General features: G+C 34.3%; 17 protein-coding genes. All 17 read right to left on the bottom strand.

Annotated elements, in window-relative coordinates:
• Positions 1-92 precede the first annotated feature (92 nt).
• Positions 93-1223, bottom strand: a complete 1131-nt coding sequence (wecB, locus tag ACW5YJ_RS05790; RefSeq protein WP_457338575.1) for a non-hydrolyzing UDP-N-acetylglucosamine 2-epimerase — start codon at positions 1221-1223, stop codon at positions 93-95.
• A 22-nt stretch (positions 1224-1245) separates the two neighbouring features.
• Positions 1246-1875, bottom strand: a complete 630-nt coding sequence (gene upp / locus ACW5YJ_RS05785; protein WP_017722086.1) for a uracil phosphoribosyltransferase — start codon at positions 1873-1875, stop codon at positions 1246-1248.
• An 18-nt stretch (positions 1876-1893) separates the two neighbouring features.
• Complete coding sequence (glyA, locus tag ACW5YJ_RS05780) at positions 1894-3132, bottom strand: serine hydroxymethyltransferase (RefSeq protein WP_457338574.1); 1239 nt, start codon at positions 3130-3132, stop codon at positions 1894-1896.
• Between the two features lie 23 nt (positions 3133-3155).
• Entirely contained in the window at positions 3156-3680 is a 525-nt protein-coding gene (locus tag ACW5YJ_RS05775; protein WP_457338573.1) for a TIGR01440 family protein, read from the bottom strand.
• A 152-nt stretch (positions 3681-3832) separates the two neighbouring features.
• The gene (locus ACW5YJ_RS05770) at positions 3833-4249 is read right to left on the bottom strand and encodes a low molecular weight protein arginine phosphatase (RefSeq protein WP_457338572.1); all 417 of its coding nucleotides are present in this window, start codon (positions 4247-4249) and stop codon (positions 3833-3835) included.
• Positions 4246-5289 (bottom strand): L-threonylcarbamoyladenylate synthase, encoded by a 1044-nt coding sequence (locus ACW5YJ_RS05765; protein WP_457338571.1) that lies wholly within the window; start codon positions 5287-5289, stop codon positions 4246-4248. The genes ACW5YJ_RS05770 and ACW5YJ_RS05765 overlap by 4 nt, the downstream gene beginning before the upstream one ends.
• Before the next feature lie 91 nt (positions 5290-5380).
• A complete protein-coding gene (gene prmC / locus ACW5YJ_RS05760) occupies positions 5381-6217 on the bottom strand; it encodes a peptide chain release factor N(5)-glutamine methyltransferase (protein WP_017722081.1) in 837 nt (278 codons plus the stop codon).
• The gene (gene prfA / locus ACW5YJ_RS05755) at positions 6204-7280 is read right to left on the bottom strand and encodes a peptide chain release factor 1 (protein ID WP_017722080.1); all 1077 of its coding nucleotides are present in this window, start codon (positions 7278-7280) and stop codon (positions 6204-6206) included. The genes prmC and prfA overlap by 14 nt, the downstream gene beginning before the upstream one ends.
• The gene (locus tag ACW5YJ_RS05750; protein WP_017722079.1) at positions 7280-7879 is read right to left on the bottom strand and encodes a thymidine kinase; all 600 of its coding nucleotides are present in this window, start codon (positions 7877-7879) and stop codon (positions 7280-7282) included. The genes prfA and ACW5YJ_RS05750 overlap by 1 nt, the downstream gene beginning before the upstream one ends.
• A gap of 200 nt (positions 7880-8079) precedes the next feature.
• Complete coding sequence (locus tag ACW5YJ_RS05745) at positions 8080-8337, bottom strand: type B 50S ribosomal protein L31 (protein WP_017722078.1); 258 nt, start codon at positions 8335-8337, stop codon at positions 8080-8082.
• Between the two features lie 144 nt (positions 8338-8481).
• On the bottom strand, positions 8482-9798 hold the full coding sequence (gene rho, locus ACW5YJ_RS05740) for a transcription termination factor Rho (RefSeq protein ID WP_017722077.1): 1317 nt from the start codon (positions 9796-9798) through the stop codon (positions 8482-8484).
• 181 nt (positions 9799-9979) lie between these two features.
• The gene (locus tag ACW5YJ_RS05735; protein ID WP_017722076.1) at positions 9980-11407 is read right to left on the bottom strand and encodes an aldehyde dehydrogenase family protein; all 1428 of its coding nucleotides are present in this window, start codon (positions 11405-11407) and stop codon (positions 9980-9982) included.
• A gap of 149 nt (positions 11408-11556) precedes the next feature.
• Positions 11557-11880 carry a winged helix-turn-helix transcriptional regulator gene (locus ACW5YJ_RS05730; RefSeq protein WP_017722075.1) on the bottom strand — a complete coding sequence of 108 codons (324 nt, stop codon included), beginning with the start codon at positions 11878-11880 and terminating at the stop codon, positions 11557-11559.
• An 89-nt stretch (positions 11881-11969) separates the two neighbouring features.
• Positions 11970-13229, bottom strand: a complete 1260-nt coding sequence (locus ACW5YJ_RS05725) for a UDP-N-acetylglucosamine 1-carboxyvinyltransferase (RefSeq protein WP_017722074.1) — start codon at positions 13227-13229, stop codon at positions 11970-11972.
• A gap of 455 nt (positions 13230-13684) precedes the next feature.
• Positions 13685-14545: a class IIb fructose-bisphosphate aldolase FdaB gene (gene fdaB, locus ACW5YJ_RS05720; protein ID WP_017722073.1), complete on the bottom strand. Its 861-nt coding sequence runs from the start codon at positions 14543-14545 to the stop codon at positions 13685-13687.
• Positions 14546-14804: 259 nt separating this feature from the next.
• Entirely contained in the window at positions 14805-16415 is a 1611-nt protein-coding gene (locus ACW5YJ_RS05715; protein ID WP_017722072.1) for a CTP synthase, read from the bottom strand.
• 315 nt (positions 16416-16730) lie between these two features.
• Positions 16731-17285 (bottom strand): DNA-directed RNA polymerase subunit delta, encoded by a 555-nt coding sequence (gene rpoE, locus ACW5YJ_RS05710; protein WP_135092859.1) that lies wholly within the window; start codon positions 17283-17285, stop codon positions 16731-16733.
• Positions 17286-17302: the final 17 nt, after the last annotated feature.

Raw genomic sequence — 17302 nt, 5'->3', positions numbered from 1 at the left:
ATAATATAGGGTAGTTAACGTGTCAATTCTATTCAAAATGTAGTTTTATTTTTTACATGATTGTCACAAAAATGACACATTAACACCTTTTATTATTTGAATGATTCTGGCTTTTCAGAAATTATATGAAAATAATATTTAATATTCTCACATATTCGTAATGATGCATTACCATCACCATAAGGGTTGCGGGCACTACTCATTGTTTCATACACTTGTTGATTTTCAAGTAATTGTTTTGTAGCCTCAAATACTGTTTGTTCATTTGTACCTACTATTTTAAGTGTGCCAGCTTCTACACCTTCTGGCCTTTCAGTTGTATCTCTTAAAACTAACACAGGTTTGCCTAATGATGGCGCTTCTTCTTGTACTCCTCCAGAATCAGTCAATATCAAATACGATTGGTGGGCGAAATTATGGAAATCAACCACTTCCAACGGTTCGACTAATTCTATACGATTATGTCCAGATAAATAAATATCAGCAATTTCTCGTACTTGAGGATTCTTATGCATAGGATAAACAACAACAACATCTTCATAAGTATCCACAATATCTCTTACCGCTTTAAAAATATGTGACATTGGTTCACCAATATTCTCACGTCTATGCGCAGTCAATAGGATGATACGTTTATCTTTATGTTTCGAAATAATATCAGATTGATAATTTTCGTGAATCGTTGTCTTCATCGCATCAATTGCTGTATTACCAGTTATTACTATAGAATCCAACGGTTTGTTTTCTGCAATAAGATTATTTGCAGCATTATTAGTAGGAGCAAAATTCAAATCTGCCATTACTCCTACCATTTGTCGATTCATTTCTTCAGGAAATGGCGCATATTTATCCCATGTACGTAAGCCAGCTTCAACATGCCCAATAGGTACTTGATTGTATAAAGCAGCTAAACTCCCAGCAAAAGTCGTCATAGTATCGCCATGAACCAGTATCATATCTGGTTTCACTTCTTGAATGACATGCTCTAACCGTTGTAAAATACGCGATGTAATTTCTGATAAAGATTGCCCTTGTTTCATAATATTCAAATCATAATCTGGCGTGATATGAAAACTTTCCAACACTGAATCAAGCATTTCCCTATGTTGAGCCGAAACTACAACAATCGGATCTAGTTCATCATCTTTTTTCAATGCTTGTACAAGAGGGGCCATTTTTACTGCTTCAGGACGTGTCCCAAATACAGTCATTATTTTTTTCATTTTATTCCACTCCTAGGCGAAACTATTTTGTACCGAATAAACGGTCTCCTGCATCACCTAAGCCTGGTGTAATATAAGCATGTTCATCTAATTTCTCGTCTAATGCTGCGATGAAAATGTCTACGTCTTCGTGAGCTTCTTGTAGTTTTTCTACACCTTCAGGCGCTGCAATTAAGCACATAAAACGGATATTTTTAGCTCCACGTTTTTTAAGTGAGTTAATTGCTTCTATAGCTGATGCTCCAGTTGCCAACATAGGATCAACAACTACAATTTCTCTCTCTTCGATGTCTTGCGGTAATTTTACAAAGTATTCTACAGCTTCAAGTGTTTCAGGATCTCTATATAGTCCCACATGTCCAATTCTAGCTGCTGGTACTAAGTTCAATATGCCTTGTGTCATACCTAAACCAGCTCTTAAAATTGGTACGAAAGCTAATTTTTTACCTGTTAAGCGTTTAGCTATCATTTTAGTAACAGGTGTCTCTATTTCTACATCTTGTAATTCTAAATCTCTTGTTACTTCGTATGCCATTAACATACCAACTTCATCTACTAATTCTCTAAATTCTTTAGTCCCAGTATGTACGTCTCGAATGTAACTTAATTTGTGTTGAATAAGTGGGTGGTCAAAAACATGTACTTTGCCCATAATTTATTTCCTCCAATTTTAGTTATATAAAGGATGTTTAGTAGTTAAAGCTTTAACTCTTTCTTTTCCTTCTTCTAACACTTTTTCATTTTCTGGATCTTTTAAAACTAAGCTAATGATTCTTGCAACTTCTTCAAAAGCAGCTTCATCAAATCCACGTGTTGTTGCTGCTGGTGTACCTAAACGAACTCCGCTTGTCACGAATGGCTTTTCTTGATCAAATGGAATTGTATTTTTATTACATGTAATACCTATAGCATCTAATGTTTCTTCAGCAACTTTACCAGTTATGCCTACTGAACCTTTGACATCTACAGAAACAAGATGATTATCAGTACCACCTGAGACAACTCTAAATCCTTCGTCAGTCAATGTATTTGCTAAAGTTTTAGCATTGTTAATTACTTGTTGTTGATATACCTTAAAGTCGTCTTGCAATGCTTCCCCAAATGCCACAGCTTTAGCAGCGATAACGTGTTCTAATGGACCACCTTGGATACCTGGGAAGATTGTTTTATCGATTTGCTTTTTATATTCTTCTTTACATAAAATCATTCCACCACGAGGTCCGCGTAATGTTTTATGAGTTGTAGTAGTTACAAAATCAGCATGTTCTACAGGATTTGGATGTAAACCAACTGCTACTAAACCTGCAATATGAGCCATATCTACCATCAATTTTGCGCCTACTTCGTCTGCAATTTCTTTAAAACGTTTAAAATCAATTGTTCTTGAATACGCAGAAGCACCTGCAACGATTAATTTAGGTTGATGTTCTTTGGCTACTTTTAATACTTCATCATAGTCAATTTGTTCATTTTCTTCGTCTACGCCGTATTCAACAAAGTTATAAAATTGGCCACTAAAGTTAACAGGCGCGCCATGTGTTAAGTGCCCACCATGACTTAAATTCATACCTAATACAGTATCACCGTGTTCTAATGCTACGAGATAAACAGCCATATTTGCTTGAGAACCTGAGTGTGGTTGTACGTTAACATGTTCTGCACCAAATAATTTTTTGGCACGATCAATCGCTAAAGCTTCTGAAACATCCACAAATTCACAACCACCATAGTATCTTCTGTTTGGGTAGCCTTCAGCATATTTGTTAGTTAATACTGAACCTTGCGCTTCCATAACCGCTTCTGATACGAAGTTTTCTGAAGCAATTAGCTCGATATTGTTGTTTTGACGGTTAAATTCATTTTGAATCACTTCATATATTTCCTTATCTTGCTCTTGAATAAATGACATTTGGTAATTCCCTCGTTTCTGTATTAGTTGTATTTTGCTCTTTCGCCACCAATTTTTTTTGGTCTTGAAGAAGCGATTGTAACAATTGCTTCACCAATTTGCTTGACACTCGTACGCTCTGGAATAGCCACATGTTTGATATGCATTCCAATTAAAGTCTGTCCGATATCAATACCTTTAGGTACAGAAATATGCTCAACAACCATTGGATCAACCATATGTTGATACGCATAAGTTGCTAAGCTTCCACCAGCGTGAACATCTGGTACAACTGTAACTTCTTCCATTGTAATGGGGTTAAAGTTTGATTTCTCAATGGTCACTGCACGATTAATATGTTCACAACCTTGAAATACAAACGAAACGCCTGTTTCGTTTTCAATTTCTTTTAATGCCCCAAATATTTCTTGAGCAATTTCCATTGATCCAACGCTACCGATACGTTCACCAATTACTTCAGATGTAGAACAACCAATGAGGCATAACTCACCAGCTTTAAAAAATGATTGTGCTTTTAACTCGTTTAACAGTAACTTTAAGTCTTCCATTCTTCCACCCCTTTTAATTAAGTTGAATAAAAGTATGTAAATACCAAGGTGCTTTAACAACATACAAAATTGACTGACAGCAAATTTGCTACACGTTATCATTATAACGTATTTACGAACGCTCTCATACTCATTTCACAAATTTAATTTTTTTATATTTTATTTTTTAAACTATCTATCAGTATATTTAATTCATTAAATATTTTAATGTAGTCAGCTTTATTACCGCCAAATGGGTCTGAGACTTCTCCATGCACTCCAACATATTCGTTCAAGGTAAAAACATGTGCTGCATCATGACCCATTTGTTGAATAGCTAACTTATGCGAACGGCTCATGGTCAAAATCAAATCTGCATTTAAATCTTTATGTGTAAACGACATCGCATGTTTTGGTACTGGCAATCCTTTTTCTTCTATTATATTTAATGAATGTTTAGAGATAGGTTGACCATCCATAGCATAAATACCTCTTGATACTATAGTATGGTTAGGTAATTTTGCTTTCGCTATACTTTCTGCTAAAGGACTTCTACATGTATTCCCTGTACATACGAAAACGATTTTCATAATTGGTCTCCTTTTATAACAGTTTGGTTAGCTGCTTTCATCATTCTATTCATAATTGCAGTAGTATCATCGTTCAAGGTAAAGCCAAAGATATAAGCACGCTCTATTTCACGATCTTGATCTAATCGATGTAATATATGATAAAGGTTATGGTTGGCGCCTTTAATATCATTACCATCTTTACATAATGGTATAAATTTTGCTTGATTTGGAACTATTTCTCGATGACTCTGTGGGACAATAAAGGCAACCTTACTCCAATTCTTAGCTGATGAAGGTTTCTTATGAAAATTTTCTAATATTTTTATAGGTGTGTCTGGTGAATAATGTTTATATTTCATACCTGGAGCAATCGGCTTGTCAGTATTCAACGATACATCTGTGGCAATACTGTTAGGTAATACTTTTTCAATCATTGATTTTGTAATTGATCCAGGTCTTGCTATTCTAAAAGGATATTGTGTACAGTCTAACACTGTACTTTCTAGCCCCTCTTCACTTTGGTCACCATTAACAATCCCATCTATACGACCATCTAAATCATGATATACATGATCAAAGGTCGTTGGCGAAGGTCTACCACTTAAATTTGCACTAGGCGCAGCAATAGGAATATCAATTAATTGAAGTAACTCTCTGCCTATAGGGTGACTAGGCATTCGCACAGCAATAGAATTTAGCCCACCACTTACACGATTACATAAGTACCCTTTTCTTAACGGTAAAATAAAGGATATAGGTCCGGGCCAAAACGTATTCATTAATAGCTCAACTTCTGGTTCTAAGTCAGCAGTAAATGACTTTAATTGATTAAGTTCATGTATATGAACAATTAAAGGGTTATCAGAAGGTCTACCTTTAGCTTCATAAATTTTTTCAATCGCTTGATTATTACGTGCGTCTCCACCTAATCCATAAACTGTTTCAGTTGGAATTGCGATTAATCCACCCTTTTCAAAAATTGATTTTATATCTTCAATCCCATCATAAGCAGTCAAATTATATTCATATTGACGTAAATCCCATATACGCGTTTTCATTAAGGCACATCCTTTCATCTTATTATTCATTTTAAATCAAAATAAAAAGTTATGCACTCTCATGATTGTCCATGTTCAGTGCATAACTTTTTTACCATACGAAAGCAATTATACGATCGTTATTATTAATGTCTTTTATAATTTGAACATCTAATGTTGGATATTTTGCGATAATCTTTTCTTTTAATTTAGGACCTTGTGCAAACCCTATTTCAAATACTACTTTGGCATTCGGTAGTAAGACTTCTGGTAAGCTATCTAAAATTGTATCATAAACTTTGTAACCATTGTCTGCTGCGAATAGCGCAGAGTGTGGTTCATATTTCAGCACTGTATCTTCCATCATTTCCGCTTCATCATTATCAATGTACGGTGGGTTAGAGATTAATCCGTTTACTTTTACGCCTTGTTCTATAAGTGGTGTTAAACCGTCTCCATGTAAGAACTTAACTTCAACTTGATGATGTTCAGCATTTGCTTCAGCTACTGTTAATGCATTTTGATATAAATCAGTTGCATACACATTGAGCGTGCTATCTAATTTTTTTAGTACAATTGGAATATTACCACTTCCTGTACCTACATCTACTACAGTATCGCCTTTTTCAAGTTGATGATAGAAATGTAACATAACTTCTTCTGTTTCAGGCCTAGGGATCAAACAATTTTTATTCACATTAAAAATCTCGCCATAAAAAGTTTGTTTACCCGTAATGTACTGTATCGGTTCCCCATTTAGCATTCTACGCTCTGCTTCATCAAATATTTTTAAATGTGACACTGATATTTCATCATTCATGTGCATTAGATAATGTGCCTTGGACCAACCAAACAAATCAAGCATCAACCATTCAGCTCGAGCCGTCTCAATATTTCTGTCGACGCACTTTTCTTTAGCATTGCTTAAAATAGTTTTATAATTCACCATTGTTAAGTTCTTTCAATTTATCAGTTTGTTCAGCTAATGTTAAAGCATCTATAATTTCATCCAATTTACCTTCCATAATTTGATCTAACTTTTGTAATGTTAAACCAATTCTGTGGTCGGTTACACGACTTTGAGGATAATTGTATGTTCTAATACGTTCTGAACGGTCTCCTGTACCGACTGCAGATTTACGTTGGGCTGCATATTTTTGTTGTTCTTCTTGTAATTTCATATCAAATAAACGTGCTTTTAATACTTTTAAAGCCTTTTCACGGTTTTGGATTTGAGATTTTTCTGATGAAGTCGCAATAATGCCCGTTGGAATATGCGTAATACGTACTGCTGAATCTGTCGTATTTACGTGCTGACCGCCTGCACCACTAGAACGATAAGTATCAATTTTCAAGTCTTCATTACGTACTTCAATTTCCACATCTTCTACTTCTGGCAAAACAGCCACAGTAGCTGTTGATGTATGAATACGGCCACCAGATTCTGTTTCTGGAACACGTTGTACACGGTGCGCCCCATTCTCATACTTCAATTTACTAAACGCGCCACTTCCAGAAACTGAGAAACTGATTTCTTTATATCCGCCATGATCACTCTCTGTAATTTCTACAATATCAGTCTTGTAATTGAGTGCTTCAGCGTATTTAGAATACATTCTAAATAAATCCCCAGCAAAGATAGCAGCTTCATCTCCACCTGCGGCAGCACGAATTTCTACAATAACATCTTTCTCATCGTTAGGATCTTTAGGAATAAGTAAGAATTTAAGTTCTTCTTCTAATTTAGGGACTTTATTTTGAAGCGTTTGATGCTCTTCTTTTAGCATCTCAATTTCTTCACTATCCTTTGTATCACGTAACATTTCTTCAACTTCTGCTAAATCTTCTTTTGTTTGTTTATAGTCACGGTAAACTTCTACCGTTTTTTGTAAGTCTGCTTGTTCTTTTGAATAATTACGTAAATTATCTGGATTGCTCACAACATCTGGATCACTTAATAATTCATTTAATTGTTCATATCTTTCTTCTACAATATCTAATTGATCAAACACTACATTTCCTCCTTCTCATCATTACTCGGTGCGACGATATGATGTGCCCTACATCTCGGTTCATAACTTTCATTTGCACCAACTAATATAACTGGATCATCTATTTTTGCTGGGTTACCATCTATTAACCTTTGAGTACGACTTGAAGATGCACCACAAACTGCACAAACAGCTTGTAATTTCGTTACATCTTCACTCACTGCTAATAGCTCTGGTATAGGCTCAAAAGGTTTCCCTCTAAAATCCATATCTAAACCAGCTGTTATAACTCTATGTCCTTTTTCAGCTAATTGCTCAGCGATATGGACGATACCATTTTCAAAAAATTGTACTTCATCTATACCGATTACATCTACATCTGATAAATCGTGTTTAAAAATTTCTGCTGCTGTTGATATATTAATTGCTTCTATCGCGTTACCATTATGAGAAACAATTTTGTCTTTATGATAACGGTCATCTATAGCTGGTTTAAACACAACTACTTTTTGTTTAGCGTAAAGGCCACGTCTTAACCGACGTATTAACTCTTCAGATTTACCACTAAACATACTTCCAGTAATACATTCAATCCACCCGGAATGATAAGTTTCATACATTATGCGTTCCACCTTTTTCAAAACATAATCGGTTTATTATATCATATTTTTTAAGTTAAAATATGATATATCTTCAAGTAATTGCGTTTATTTATGTCTGAGTTTCTTGAATATCGCCATGCCATTATGTCATTTTTAATTTAAATTTATGTAAAAGTAAAAAAGCATCCTCATAATATGAGAATGCTTTAAAACAACAATTATTCGTTGCTTGATTTGAATCCGAATTTTTTGTTGAAACGTTCCACACGACCATCCGCAGCAGCGAATTTTTGACGTCCTGTATAGAATGGGTGTGAATCAGATGAAATGTCTAAACGAATAACTGGGTATTCATTACCATCTTCCCATGTCATAGTTTCTGATGAAGATTTAGTTGAACCACTTAAGAATTTAAAATCCGTAGTAGTATCTAAAAAGATAACCTTATGATATTCAGGATGAATATTTTGTCTCATTACTTTTCAGCTCCTTTGCCCTGAACCATCTGGCACAGAGTTTTTTGTGAGTTTTTACCCAATACTTGATAATTATAATGGCTTTAAATATAAAACGCAACCCCAAATCAAATATTGCTTAAGTATATACAGAATTATTTCAGATTAAATAATTGGTTTACCTGTCTTAGTACTTTCTTTAGCAGCTTTTTGTAACTGTTCAAAGAATTCTTTATTGTTATCTGTACGTTTCAATTTGCGCACAAATCTTTCTGTAAAATCTGTAGAATCTGTGAACATATTACGTAATTGCCACAATGACTCAAGCTCTTTTGCATCTATTAGCAATTCTTCTTTACGAGTGGAACTACGACCGATATCGATTGCTGGGAATACACGACGTTCAGCTAACTTACGATCTAGATGTAATTCCATATTTCCTGTCCCTTTAAATTCCTCATAAATCATATCATCCATCCGAGACCCAGTATCTACTAGAGCAGTAGCTAAAATTGTCATACTACCACCCGCTTCAATATTTCTAGCAGCCCCGAAGAAAGCTTTAGGCTTGTGTAAGGATGCAGGATCTAAACCACCAGATAATGTACGACCACTAGGAGGAATCACAAGATTATAAGCACGAGCTAACCTAGTAATTGAATCCATTAAAATGATGACGTCTTTACCAATTTCTACTAGACGTTTTGCACGTTCTAATAATAATTCCGCAACTTTCACATGATGTTGTGGTGGTTCGTCAAATGTAGAGTGCACTACTTCTGCAGATTCAACTGATCTTTCTAAATCTGTAACCTCTTCAGGTCTTTCTCCAACAAGCAACACAAATAACTCTGCATCTGGTTTATTTATCGCAATTGCATTTGCAATTTCCTTAAGCAATGATGTTTTACCAGCCTTTGGCGGGGCAACAATTAAACCACGTTGTCCTAAACCGATTGGTGTTACTAAATCCATAATACGCGTTGAGAAGTTTTGTTTTGTTGTCTCTAATAAAATGCGCTCTTCAGGATATAATGGTGTCAAAGCTTGGAAATGCGGACGTTTTTTAACTTCTTCTGCATTCTCACCATTTACGAAATCAACTTGTAATAAACCATAGTATTTTTCATTATCTTTAGGCTTTCTCACTTTGCCAGTCACTTTGTCTCCACGTTTAATTTCAAAACGACGAATTTGACTAGCAGAAATATAGATATCTTTTTCACCTTTAGAATAATTAACTGTTCTTAGGAAACCATAACCATCTTGTTGAATATCATCTAAGATACCCTCCATATAATAATTTCCGTCTTTTTCCATTTGTGCTTCCATAATGGCTAGAACAAGTTCTTTTTTATTCAATTTACTATAATTTGTTAATTTTAGAGATTTGGCTTTTTGAGTGAGATCTTTTGTAGTGTAATTTTTGTATAATTCGTGGAACGATTCATACTGAGGTGATGTCCGTACTTTTTCAGGCATTATCTTGCACCCATTTCATAAATAAGTTTTTAAATAACGTAGTAACTACGCTACTTACTTTTATAACTATAGCAAATTTCCTTTTTAATTACAAAACGTATTTCAATTTTCTAAAATCAGAAAAAAGATGAAGCATAAATTATATGCCTCATCTTCAAATAATTAACCTATTAAAAATAAATTATTTATAGTAACCTGCAATTGATTTAACTTCTAGGAATTCTTCAATACCATAGTCTCCCCATTCACGGCCAATACCTGATTGTTTGTAGCCACCGAATGGTAAATCTGGTTTGCGTCCTGCTTCATTAATTTCAACTGTACCTGCTTCTAATGAACGGGCTACTTTATGCAACGTTTCTTGATCCTCGCCATATACATATGCTGCTAAACCATATTCTGTATCATTTGCGATTTTAATAGCTTCATCTACATCATTATAAGTGATAATTGACATAACAGGACCAAATATTTCTTCTCGAGCAATTACCATATCATTATCTACATTGTTAAAGATTGTTGGGCGTGCAAAGTATCCTTTTTCTAGACCTTCTGGTTTACCTGGCCCACCATAAAATAATTCTGCGCCTTCTTCTATACCTTTATCAATATATGATTGAACTTGGTCAAATTGTTTTTTACTAATGATAGGTCCAACTTCAGTGCCTTCTGCACGTGGGTCTCCTACTTTAACTTGGCTAAATTTCTCTTTTACAGCTGTTAAGAAATCTTCTTTAATGCTTTCAGGTACGAGGGTTCTAGTACCCGCTGTACATACTTGGCCAGTATTTGTAACAACTTTACCAGTTGCTGCACTTGCTGCTTCGTCTATATCTACATCATCTAGGATAATATATGGTGATTTACCACCTAGTTCAAGTGACACTTTTTTGAAATCCTCCGCAGCTTTTTTCATAATACTTGAGCCTGTTGGGCCAGAACCAGTAAATGACATCATTCTAACTTTAGGATGTTCACTTAAAGGGTTGCCTACGCCTTTACCATCACCATTAACTAAGTTAAATACACCTTTTGGCACGCCTACTTTATCAAAAATTTCAGCTAAAATAATTGCTGCAAACGGAGTTTCTTCTGATGGTTTTAAAACTACTGGACTTCCTGCTGCGAATGCCGCTGATAATTTAAGAGATGTTTGATTTGTAGGGAAGTTCCAAGGTGTGATTAAACCAGCCACACCAATGGCTTCTTTGACAACTAAGTCATCACCACGGCGCTCCTCAAATTCGAAATTATCTAATGCATCACGTGCTGCCTCAAAATGATCTAACCCCATTTGATAATGGACGTTTTCTGAAACGTCTAAAGGCGCACCTAGTTCATCAGTAATAGCTTCTATAAGATCTTCTTTTCTATTTTTATACTCTTGAACAATTTTATCTAATAGTTCTTTTCTTTCTTGAACTGAACTGTGTCTAAATTCAAAATATACATTTTCTGCTGCATCCACTGCTTTATCAACATCTTCTTTGTTACCTTTCGCGATTGTACCCGCTACTTCTTCTGTTGCAGGATTGATAACTTCTATCGTTTCGCCACTTGCACTTTCAATCCATTCACCGTTGATATATTGTTTAGTGAAATTTCTCATTATATATTCACTCCTTAAGTTATGTTGATAATTATATTCTAACCGAGATTTTGTATTTTTAAACATAACTGCTCACAACTACTAGTATATAAAAAACGAGCCTAAAACATCATATTGACGTTTCAGACTCGATTGTCCAAGGTATTTAGTTACTTGTTTTCAAGTTTAATATACTCTTGTGCCCATTCTTCCATTGGTACTAGCGCTGCCGCTAAAGCATCACCTTTATCTGTAAGCTGATACAAAATATTCATCGGGCTTGTAGATACTACATTTTTCTCTACTAGACCCCATTCCGTAAGGTCAGTTAATTTTATACTAAGTGCACGTGGTGTTATCGTCTTCAAATCACGCTTCATATCTGAAAAGTGAGCAGATTTTTCCGTACATCTAGATAAATAATTAATAATAAGACCATTCCAGCTTCTACCTACAATTTTAAAGGTTTCTTCTAGATAAGGGCAAACCTCCATGGCTATCACCTCATTATCGATTTTATTCTAAAATACATATTCACTAAATACACAACTTTTTACTTAGTATATTTAGTATACCATATTTTTTAAATTACTTCAGTCCAAATATCTGCACCAAGTGATTGTAGAGTTTTTACGATGTTTGTATAACCACGATAAATATGTTTTACATTATAAATAGTTGTAACTCCTTCTGCTAACAATCCAGCTACAATAAGGCAAGCACCTGCACGTAAATCACTTGCGTAAACATCAGCTCCAGTTAATTCCGATGGTTTTATAGTTGCTGTACCATTGTCTGCAGAAATATTTGCCCCCATATTTTTCAATTCATCTATATGCTTAAAACGTGCTGGATATATCGTTTCAGTAACAAACGATACGCCATCAGCCATAAATAATAGAGGTGTTATTGGTTGTTGTAAGTCAGTGGCAAATCCTGGATATACTAATGTTTTAATATCAACGCTTGAATACGGTGTGCTACGTCTAATAAGTACGCTATCATCCTCAACTTGGATATCTACACCTAATTCTTTCAGTTTAACTGTAAGTGGTTCTACATGTGTTGGGATAATATTATTGATTCTGATGTTCTCACCGCAAGCTGCTGCAATACACATATATGTACCCGCTTCAATTCTGTCGGGAATCACTTGATGATGTGAACCATGCAATTGTTCTACCCCATTAATTTTGATTGTACTTGTACCTGCACCTTTAATATCAGCTCCAAGGCTCATTAAGAAATTAGCTACATCAACCACTTCTGGTTCTTTTGCAGCATTTTCAATAACTGTATGACCTTCAGCACGTACTGCTGCCAACATGATATTAATCGTAGCACCTACACTTACGATGTCTAAAAATATATTTGCGCCGACCAATCTGTCTGCTTCAATCTTCATAGAAGTACTACTTGATTCATCTACTTTTGCACCTAATGCTTTAAATCCTTTAATATGTTGATCAATCGGTCTTGGTCCTAAAGGACATCCACCAGGTAAACCAATGACACATTTTTTAAATCTACCTAACATTGCTCCCATCATATAATAAGAAGCACGTAATGATTCTACTTTATTATTTGGTAATGGTGCATTTTCAATATTTTCAGGGTTAACATGTAATGTCATACCTTCTAATTCTGTCTCAATGTTTAGATCTCCAAGTAAACTTACTAAAGTTTCTACATCAGAGATTTCTGGAAGGCCTTCAATTGTTACTTTGTCTTCAGCCAATATTGCTGCTGGTATAATTGCTACTGCACTATTTTTAGCACCGTGGTTATTCACTTCACCTTTAAGTGTTTGCCCACCTCTAATTTTAATCACTTCTTGAGCCATTCGCTTGTTCTCCTTTGCCTTTCAATCGATATTCTATTCTAATATATCATTTGCATTATAAATTAAATGATTACAGTTTGCAAAGCACAACAGTTTCATAAAATCTATTTCAAATTTAATTAAGTGCTGCATAATGCATATAATTTTTTACTATAATTTTTAATTCCCAATATTTTACAATTTAAATCATTTTTTAAGATTTGTTTATAAAAATTATGTAAACCACTGTAATTCTATTTATTAGCTTTCAAAGCCTAACAAATTATAACATAAAAAAAGGGGCGAAACAGAAATCAAAAATTCAATTTTGATTTCTTATTCTCGCCCCAGAAAACGACTAGATATCTAAAAGTTTATTTAGTAATTAGACAATTGCAGTTCTTATGGTTGAACCACTTAGCATTAGCTCAAATTGTAATTATAACCTAGTCAACTTTTGCTATATAACAGTTAAATTATTTAGCTTTATTAGATGTACCAAACTCTTTAATTTTACCAATCACTGTAGCTTTAATCGCTTCACGAGCCGGTCCTAAGTATTTACGAGGATCATAAACTTCTTTATCGTTATCTAACGCTTCACGAACAGCTTTAGCAGAAGCAATTTGGTTTTCAGTGTTTACATTGATTTTAGCTGTACCAAAAGGAATTGCTTTTTGGATGTCTTTAGTTGGGATACCTGTACCACCATGTAGTACTAATGGTAAACCAGTAGAAGCACCAATTTCTTCCATTTCTTTGAATCCTAATTTAGGTTCACCTTTATAAGGTCCGTGTACTGAACCTAAGGCTGGAGCTAATGTATCGATACCTGTTTTTTCAACAAGTTCTTGACACTCTTTAGGGTCTGCATAGATAACGCCTTCAGCAACAACATCATCCTCTTGTCCGCCAACAGTTCCTAATTCTGCTTCAACTGAAACGCCGTGCTCATGTGCATATTCAACAACTTTTGAAGTGATTTCAACATTATCTTCAAATGAACCATGAGAAGCATCAATCATTACTGAAGTAAAACCAGCATCAATTGCTTCTTTACATTTTTCAAAGCTTGAACCGTGGTCTAAGTGTATTGCTACAGGAATAGTAATTTCTTTGTCGTGCATTAATCCTTCAACCATTTTAACAACTGTGTAGAAACCACCCATGTAACGAGCAGCACCTTCAGATACACCTAGGATTACTGGAGCGTTCTCTTCTTGAGAAGCTTCTAAAATCGCTTGTGTAAATTCTAAGTTATTTAAGTTGTATTGACCAACCGCGTAACCATTTTCTTTTGCGTCTATTAACATTTCTTTCATTGAAACTAAAGGCATGAAAGTTCCTCCTTGGTGCTTTAAGCACATATTTTTACAATCTAATTATATCAAAGTAATATCATTTTTGCATTCTTCTATATAATTGTAAGCGTTTTTATTTCACATTTTTTATTCAGAAAATGAAAATCTTATAATTTATACCATTTTTTATATAAATATAGCGATTTGAATTTTATATTTTAATACAATTATAAAAAACGCGATATTTAGAAATTAGCTAAACACTAAGTTTCTGATATCGCGTTAAATCTATATATTATTTACTTTGTTGATGTTTTAAAGATGCTTCAATAAATGCTTTGAAAATTTGTTGAGGACGGTTAGGTCTTGATAAAAATTCTGGATGGAATTGACAAGCAATAAAGAAGTCATTTTCAGGAATCTCTACCATTTCAATTAAACGACCATCTGGGCTTGTACCAGAGAATACCATGCCGTTCGCTTCAAGCTGTTCTCTATAATCGTTATTAAATTCATAACGATGACGATGTCTTTCTTCAATATTCGTTTCGTTGTAAATATCATGAGCTAAAGTACCTTCTTGAATATGACACGGGTATAATCCTAAACGTAAAGTTCCACCTAAGTCTTCGATATCTTTTTGTTCAGGTAATAAGTCAATAATTGGGTGTGGTGTACTAGGATCTAACTCAGCAGAATGTGCACCATCAAGACCAATTACATTTCTGGCAAACTCAACAGTGGCAAGTTGCATACCTAAACAAATACCAAAGTAAGGTACATTATTTTCACGTGCATATTTAATCGCAGATATTTTCCCTTCACTTGCACGGAAACCAAATCCACCTGGTACTAAAATGCCATCTACATCAGCTAGAACTTCTGAGACGTTTTCATCTGTTACTTCGCTAGAATCAATCCATCTTACTTCAATATCTTTTTTCAATGGGTATCCAGCATGTTTCAATGATTCAACAACTGAAAGATAAGCATCTTGTAAACTTACGTACTTTCCTACCAAACCTATTGTTATTTTACCATCCAAACTATTTACAGTATCTAATAAATATTGCCATTCATCTAGTTGAGTTTCATACTTCGCGTTTAATTCTAAACGTTTTATCACAATGTCATCCATATCTTGGTTACTTAATTGTAATGGAATTTCATATAGTGATTCAGCATCACGGCATTCGATAACACTTGCTTTATCAATATCGCAGAATAAGGCAATTTTATCTTTTAAATCTTGTGTCAGTTCGTATTCTGTTCTAACTACAATTAAGTCTGGTTGTATACCAAGTCCACGTAATTCTTTCACACTATGTTGTGTTGGTTTTGTTTTCATTTCACCAGCAGCTTTAATATAAGGAAGTAACGTACAATGTACATACATCACATTTTCACGGCCTAAATCACTACGAATTTGTCTAATTGCTTCGATAAACGGTAATGATTCAATATCACCAGTTGTACCACCGATTTCAGTGATAACAACATCTGCATTTGTACTTTCCCCTGCTAAAAGTAAACGTTCTTTTATTTCATTCGTAATATGTGGAATAACTTGTACGGTACCACCTAAATAATCACCACGACGCTCTTTTTTCAATACATGAGAATAGACTTTACCTGCAGTTACATTTGAATATTTATTTAAATTTATATCAATAAATCTTTCGTAATGTCCTAGGTCTAGGTCTGTTTCTGCACCATCATCCGTTACAAATACCTCACCATGTTGATACGGGCTCATCGTACCTGGATCTACGTTTAAATAAGGATCAAATTTTTGGATAGTTACTTTCAATCCTCTATCTTTTAATAATCTACCTAAAGATGCTGCTGTGATACCTTTACCCAATGAAGAAACAACTCCACCAGTTACAAAAATAAATTTTGTCATGTTCTGCCTCCTATTATTAAAACAGTAATTTCCTTCAATACCTATGATTGACAAACACATTTCCAATTCAATGGTTAATTAATTTGTGAGATAGCTTTTACATAGCAAATTATTTATACATACGAATTGCCTTTACAAACAATCACCTAAATTAAAAATATTATAAAGCTTATATAGTAATTTAAATAAAAAAATCGCTCCCTCTCACATGGTTGTAAGGGGGAGCGTATATTATTTATACACGTCGTCCTATTTAAAGGAGCCCGAATAAAATTTTATCATGTTCTTGAAAAAAGTCAATTAAATCTCGAAGAATTATTCTTTAAAATCCTCTTCATCTTCTTCAAATTCTTCGTCTTCTTCGTCTTCTTCATCATCAAAATCTTCGTCGTCCTCATCGATAACGATATCTGATTCATTAAGATCTTCATCTACATCGTCTTCTTCAGGATCTTCTGGGTCATTTAATGTTTCTTGGTCGTCGGTTACTGTTGGAATATCATCATCATCTTCAGTTTCATCTTCACCAAGTAATTTTAAGTTTTTGTCTTCTTCAGCATCGTCATCTAGGATATCGAATTTTTGAATTGTAGGAGCAATTTTTTCTTCGATGTCAGCAACTGAATACCAATCACGTAAGCCCCAAATATTTTCTCCAACGTTTAAGAAACGTCCGTCTGTGTTTAAATCCGTATAGAATTGAACAATTCTATCTTCAATTTCTTCATCTTCATAGTGACCTAACGCTTTAAATTCATCAATGATATCGTATAAATTCATCGTATCATTTTTTTCGTTTAATAATGTGTAAGCCATATCGATAAATGATTTCTCATCAACCATTTCTTTTGTATAATCTTGAATTCTCATTATTTATTCTTCCTTTC

Source organism: Staphylococcus sp. mip270_02 (assembly GCF_054031535.1).
This window is presented reverse-complemented; position numbering and strand designations above follow the sequence as displayed.

Coding starts and splice junctions, on each gene's coding strand:
- wecB (WP_457338575.1), bottom strand. CDS start 1,223: ATGAAAAAAATAATGACTGTATTTGGGACACGTCCTGAAGCAGTAAAA.
- upp (WP_017722086.1), bottom strand. CDS start 1,875: ATGGGCAAAGTACATGTTTTTGACCACCCACTTATTCAACACAAATTA.
- glyA (WP_457338574.1), bottom strand. CDS start 3,132: ATGTCATTTATTCAAGAGCAAGATAAGGAAATATATGAAGTGATTCAA.
- ACW5YJ_RS05775 (WP_457338573.1), bottom strand. CDS start 3,680: ATGGAAGACTTAAAGTTACTGTTAAACGAGTTAAAAGCACAATCATTT.
- ACW5YJ_RS05770 (WP_457338572.1), bottom strand. CDS start 4,249: ATGAAAATCGTTTTCGTATGTACAGGGAATACATGTAGAAGTCCTTTA.
- ACW5YJ_RS05765 (WP_457338571.1), bottom strand. CDS start 5,289: ATGAAAACGCGTATATGGGATTTACGTCAATATGAATATAATTTGACT.
- prmC (WP_017722081.1), bottom strand. CDS start 6,217: ATGGTGAATTATAAAACTATTTTAAGCAATGCTAAAGAAAAGTGCGTC.
- ACW5YJ_RS05750 (WP_017722079.1), bottom strand. CDS start 7,879: ATGTATGAAACTTATCATTCCGGGTGGATTGAATGTATTACTGGAAGT.
- ACW5YJ_RS05745 (WP_017722078.1), bottom strand. CDS start 8,337: ATGAGACAAAATATTCATCCTGAATATCATAAGGTTATCTTTTTAGAT.
- rho (WP_017722077.1), bottom strand. CDS start 9,798: ATGCCTGAAAAAGTACGGACATCACCTCAGTATGAATCGTTCCACGAA.
- ACW5YJ_RS05735 (WP_017722076.1), bottom strand. CDS start 11,407: ATGAGAAATTTCACTAAACAATATATCAACGGTGAATGGATTGAAAGT.
- ACW5YJ_RS05730 (WP_017722075.1), bottom strand. CDS start 11,880: ATGGAGGTTTGCCCTTATCTAGAAGAAACCTTTAAAATTGTAGGTAGA.
- ACW5YJ_RS05725 (WP_017722074.1), bottom strand. CDS start 13,229: ATGGCTCAAGAAGTGATTAAAATTAGAGGTGGGCAAACACTTAAAGGT.
- fdaB (WP_017722073.1), bottom strand. CDS start 14,545: ATGCCTTTAGTTTCAATGAAAGAAATGTTAATAGACGCAAAAGAAAAT.
- ACW5YJ_RS05715 (WP_017722072.1), bottom strand. CDS start 16,415: ATGACAAAATTTATTTTTGTAACTGGTGGAGTTGTTTCTTCATTGGGT.
- rpoE (WP_135092859.1), bottom strand. CDS start 17,285: ATGAGAATTCAAGATTATACAAAAGAAATGGTTGATGAGAAATCATTT.